The sequence below is a fragment of the Variovorax sp. P4_D9 genome (assembly GCF_056401695.1).
The window spans coordinates 1-4858 of the sequence record NZ_JBFUIU010000669.1 but is presented as its reverse complement, the minus strand read 5'-3'; the positions used below and the strand labels follow the sequence as shown (position 1 = coordinate 4858).

At 64.6% G+C, this 4858-nt stretch carries 4 protein-coding genes and 2 pseudogenes; 5 read left to right on the top strand and 1 reads right to left on the bottom strand.

Annotated features, from left to right (window positions below; translation table 11 throughout):
• The 5 genes and pseudogenes from AC1DY5_RS42190 to AC1DY5_RS42170 all read left to right on the top strand — a co-directional run.
• Positions 1–904 (top strand): annotated as a pseudogene (locus tag AC1DY5_RS42190) (hypothetical protein); the annotation flags it as partial.
• A gap of 40 nt (positions 905–944) precedes the next feature.
• Complete coding sequence (locus AC1DY5_RS42185) at positions 945–1862, top strand: metal ABC transporter substrate-binding protein (RefSeq protein ID WP_478120381.1); 918 nt, start codon at positions 945–947, stop codon at positions 1860–1862.
• Positions 1859–2662, top strand: a complete 804-nt coding sequence (locus AC1DY5_RS42180; RefSeq protein WP_478120380.1) for a metal ABC transporter permease — start codon at positions 1859–1861, stop codon at positions 2660–2662. The genes AC1DY5_RS42185 and AC1DY5_RS42180 overlap by 4 nt, the downstream gene beginning before the upstream one ends.
• A gap of 168 nt (positions 2663–2830) precedes the next feature.
• A complete protein-coding gene (locus AC1DY5_RS42175; protein ID WP_478120379.1) occupies positions 2831–3322 on the top strand; it encodes a DUF502 domain-containing protein in 492 nt (163 codons plus the stop codon).
• 194 nt (positions 3323–3516) lie between these two features.
• A pseudogene (locus AC1DY5_RS42170) lies at positions 3517–4665 on the top strand (biotin--[acetyl-CoA-carboxylase] ligase).
• A 4-nt stretch (positions 4666–4669) separates the two neighbouring features.
• Here the strand turns inward: AC1DY5_RS42170 and AC1DY5_RS42165 are convergent.
• Positions 4670–4858: BPL-N domain-containing protein (locus AC1DY5_RS42165; RefSeq protein ID WP_478120378.1), on the bottom strand; the 189-nt coding region annotated here is incomplete at its 5' end.

The window sequence follows — 4858 nt, the reverse complement described above, 5'->3', positions numbered from 1 at the left end:
CGACAACTCGGTGTCGATCGAAGAGGCTTTCATCCAGACCACTTCGCTCGGCAACGGGCTCTCCGTGAAGGGCGGGCGCTTCTTCTCGAACATCGGCTATCTCAACCCGCAGCATTCGCACACCTGGGACTTCGTGGACAACCCGTTGGCCTACCAGGCCATGCTGGGCACCCAGTACATCAACGACGGTGTGCAGATGAGTTGGATCGCGCCGATCGAGCAGTACGTCGAACTCAGTGCCGAAGTCGGTGCCGGCAGCAGCTTTCCTGGCACCAAGCCAAGTGGCAACGGCGCCGGGATGAGCGCCCTGGCCTTGCACACCGGCGGCGACATCGGCGAAAGCAACAACTGGCGCGTCGGCGTTTCGGTGCTGAACGCGAAGGCCACCGACCAACAACTCGTCGCGATGAACGCCGCCGGGTTCCCGGTCAATGATGTCTTCAGCGGCGACACGCGCGTCTGGATCGTCGACGGTGTCTGGAAATGGGCACCTAACGGCAACGCCACGCGGACCAACTTCAAGCTCCAGGGCGAGTACCTGCGCAGCACGCGCAACGGCAACCTGCTCTACGACGTCGGCTTTGCGAACGCCTTCGGCAACTACAGCGTGGCCCAGTCGGGCTGGTACGTGCAAGGGGTCTACCAGTTCATGCCGAAATGGCGCGTCGGTCTGCGCACCGAAAGGCTCGACCCCGGCACGCCAACTTTCGGAGCAGCCTCGCTCGCGTTCCTCGGCAACTACCGCCCGAGCAAGAACTCGGTAATGGTCGACTTCAACCCCAGCGAGTTCTCGCGCATCCGACTGCAGTTCGCCCAGGACCGCGCGCAGATCGGACATGTCGACAACCAGGTCTTCCTGCAATACCAGATGAGCCTGGGCGCGCACGGCGCACACAGCTACTGACTGCACCTTTCCAATCGCAAGGGAAACACAAAGGCAAACCATGAAATTCAATCGCCTCTTCGTCATTTCAATGATTGCCGCGCCGCTGCTGCTGGCGGCTCCCGCCCACGCAGCGCTTCGTGTGCTTGCCTGCGAGCCCGAATGGGGGGCCCTGGCACAGGAGCTCGGCGGCAGCCTCGTCGAGGTGTCGGTCGCAACCAACGCGCTGCAGGATCCGCATCAGATCCAGGCCAAGCCGAGCCTGATCTCCCGCGCACGCGGCGCCGACCTCATCGTCTGCACCGGCGCCGAACTCGAGATCGGCTGGCTGCCCGTGCTGCTGCAGCAGTCCGGCAACGCCAAGGTGCAGCCCGGCCAGCCGGGCAATTTCGCGGCAGCCGACTACGTGCGCAAGCTCGAAGTACCGACGCAGGTCGACCGCTCGCAAGGCGACGTGCACGCCGCGGGCAATCCGCACATCCAGACGGACCCGCGCAACATCGCGCTAGTGGCTGCCGCCCTCGGCACGCGCTTGCAGCAGGTCGACCCTGCGCACGCGGCGGACTACGCCAGGAACCAGGCCGATTTCAGCGCGCGCTGGCAGCAAGCCATCATGCGCTGGTCGGCGCAGGCCGCCCCGCTCAAGGGTGCGTCCGTGGTTTCGCAACACAACGCCTTCGTCTATCTCTACGACTGGCTCGGCGTGAAGGAAGTGGCCGTGCTCGAACCCAAGCCCGGCGTCGAGCCCACGGCATCGCACCTACAGGAAGTCCTGGCGAAACTCAAGGACACGCCGCCGCGGATGGTGATCCATGCCGCCTACCAGGACCCGCGCCCGTCGGATTGGCTCAGCAAGAACGCTGGCATTCCGGCGGTGAAGCTGCCCTTCACGGTTGGCGGCACCGAGGGCGCGAAGGACTTGTTTGGGCTCTTCGACGACACGCTGGCCCGGATGCTCCGTGCCGGGGCCAAATCGTGAACTGGAATGCACTCGACTGGAGCATCCTCGGACCGGCCTTGATTGCCGGCGTGCTGGTGCTGGCAACCCATGTGCCGCTCGGCATGCAGGTGCTGGACCGCGGCATCGTCTTCATCGACCTCGCGATCGCGCAGATTGCCGGACTGGGGGTAATCTCCGCTGACGCGCTGGGCATTCCCGAGGGGGGCGTCGCCGTGCAGTTGGCCGCGGTGACTGCAGCCTTGCTCGGCGCCTGGCTGTTGACCTGGACCGAGCGGCGCGCGCCACAGCAACAAGAGGCGCTGATCGGCGTGATGTTCGTGCTCGCCGCTTGCGCCGGCATCCTGCTGCTGTCGGGCAACCCCCATGGCGGCGAACACCTGAAGGACTTGCTCGTGGGACAGATCCTGTGGGTCGACAGGACGCAATTGCTGTGGCTGGGTGGCGTTTCGGCCGTGTTGCTGCTCGCATTGGGCTTGGGTTGGGTGAGACGTCTCGGCCGCTTCGGCTTCTATGCGGTGTTTGCGCTGGCCGTCACAGCTTCAGTGCAACTCGTCGGGGTCTACCTCGTGTTCTCCAGCCTCATCATTCCGGCGCTCGGCACCCGCGGGCATCGCGGCACGAGGCGCCTTTGGCTGGCCTATGGAATTGGCGTGATCGGCTACGCGTTGGGGCTCGCGCTATCGGCCTTGTTGGACCTGCCATCGGGCGCAGTGATTGTGTGGACGTTGGGGGCATGTGCACTCACGGGGGCATTGGCCCTGCGCGGCGGGCGGGGCGTCGACCCAGCGCTAGCAGAACGGGAGGGTCAAGCGCACTGACTGACACCGCATCGTCTTTGGGCCTGTTTGGCACGTGGTTGCCGCGGATGTAGCGCACGAACTGTCGCTTCAGATCGGCCACCGAGGTGAACACCCTGGCTGTATAGATCTTCGCGAGGAAGCCCGTCCGCGGGTTAGGAAATTCCGTCAACGCGCTATCGCAGCACCTTGCTCAATGTCGTGCGGTCGATCGCGGCCATGCTGCCGGATTGGATGCGCGCCGAAAAAGTCCTGTCGCTCTTACTCCTGGTGCTCATCTGCTTCCTGGTTGGTGTCGTTGTCCGCACCCGGACGGGCAGGGCGACGCGGGAACGAATCGAGAAGGCCCTGTTCGAGCGGATCCCGGGTTATGCGCTTTTTCGAAGTCTCACGCAGCGCATGACCAATCAGAGCGAGGAGAACGTCTGGAAGCCGGCGCTGATCGAGATCGAGGACGCTCTCGTCCCTGGATTCATCATCGAAGAGCTCGACGACGGGCGGTACACCGTCTTCGTGCCCTCCGTGCCAACGCCTCTGGCCGGCGCCGTCTACATCCTGGAGCGAAGTTGCGTGCATCCCCTGGACGTCCCCTTCACGCAGGCGGTCACGACGATTTCCAAGTGGGGATCCGGCTCCAAGCATCTCGTCGCGGCCATGAAGAAAGCGAAAGAGCAGGCTTGATGGGCGCGTGCCTGGCGCGGTGGATTCGCGGCCGTATTCGTGGCACAGTGACTCCCCGCATCGCAAAGGTCTGAAGCCGAGGAGCGCTGTCGTGGACGAATCCGACGTGCCTGCACTTCCGAAGTCGCAATCGCCAGCCGGCGGTCTCCCGGGTGGAGTAACGGAAGTCGCGCTCGAAGAGACCCCAAGCACCAATGCCCATGTGCTCACGTTTCTCCAGCGGTGCCGCACCGCAGCATCTGACGCTCGTGTGGGCGCGCCGCCAGACGAAGGGACGCGGCCGGGGCGGCCAGGTGTGGCAGTCGAGCGAAGGCAACGTCTTCTTCTCGATGATCCTGCGCCCGCAGGCGGATTGAGGAGACCTGAACCAGCTTCCGCTGGTCGTTGCTGTTGCCACCCACGCTGCAATCCGGCCTCACGTTCCGACATCGCATGCCGTGACCCTCAAGTGGCCCAACGACGTGCTCGTCGATGGCGCGAAAGTGTCCGGCACGCTGATCGAATCGCATCGACTGATCCGCAGCACCGATGTTGATCGATGGTCGGCTGAAGCGCTGGTTGTCGGAATCGGCGTCAACGTCGCGCACTGTCCGACCGAAGGCCTCCTGTATCCCGCCGCCAGCCTGCGCCAGGCAGGATCGGCGATCGAGCGCGATCAGGTCATCCGCGAACTGGCGCAGGCCTTGATGGGCGCGCTCGCGCTCTGGCGCCAGCGCGGCTTGCAGCCATCCGGGCCGCGTACACGGAGAACGCAAATGGCCTGGGCGAAAGCATCACGGTTCGAACCTCGCTCGACCGGGACGACTCCGTCAGCGGCGTGTTCGAAGGCATCGACGAAGGCGGCGCCCTGTCGCTGCGCCTCGCGGACGGGACCGTCAGACACCTGGTGGTCGGTGACGTGTTCTTCGGTGCATCGGCTACCCATCCGCACAACCCCAAGGAGACACCATGACAATCCGCGTTGGACGATGGCTCGGCCCGAATGGCGGCGGGCTCGAGATCCTTTCCATCGGGCCGGGCGCCAAACTCACCGGTCGCTACCAGACCAAAGTGGGGAAGCCGGATCCCAACGCGTGGTTCGACGCGCATGGCATCAGCGACGGCGCGCTGATCGGATTCACGGTGCTCTGGAAGAATCAATCGGAGCAGCACCCTTCGCTGGCCAGCCTTGCGGCCGCTACGTGGCCAAGGGCGAGAAGGATGGCCTCGGCGATTCATCGAGAGAACGGATCGAGGCCCAATGGCATCTGGCCCGCCTCTACGACGACGACGATCCCGGCAAGCCGCACGCGTATTGGGAGACCTTCATCACCAACGCCGCCATCTGGTACTGGACGCCTTGAACAGTCAGCGCAGCGTGAGTCCGGCGTGAGCCAGCAAACGGCGGAAAACGTCCAAACGCGCCGTTCCGGTCTCCGACAGCTTGTGGCAGACGTGCACGTGTGCAGCCATGTCGCTGTGCCCGCGCAGCGCGTCCTTGCATTCCCGTCCCGACATTTCCAGGTGGACGCCGGTCAGGATGGCTCGACCCTTGCC

Coding starts and splice junctions, on each gene's coding strand:
- AC1DY5_RS42185 (WP_478120381.1), top strand. CDS start 945: ATGAAATTCAATCGCCTCTTCGTCATTTCAATGATTGCCGCGCCGCTG.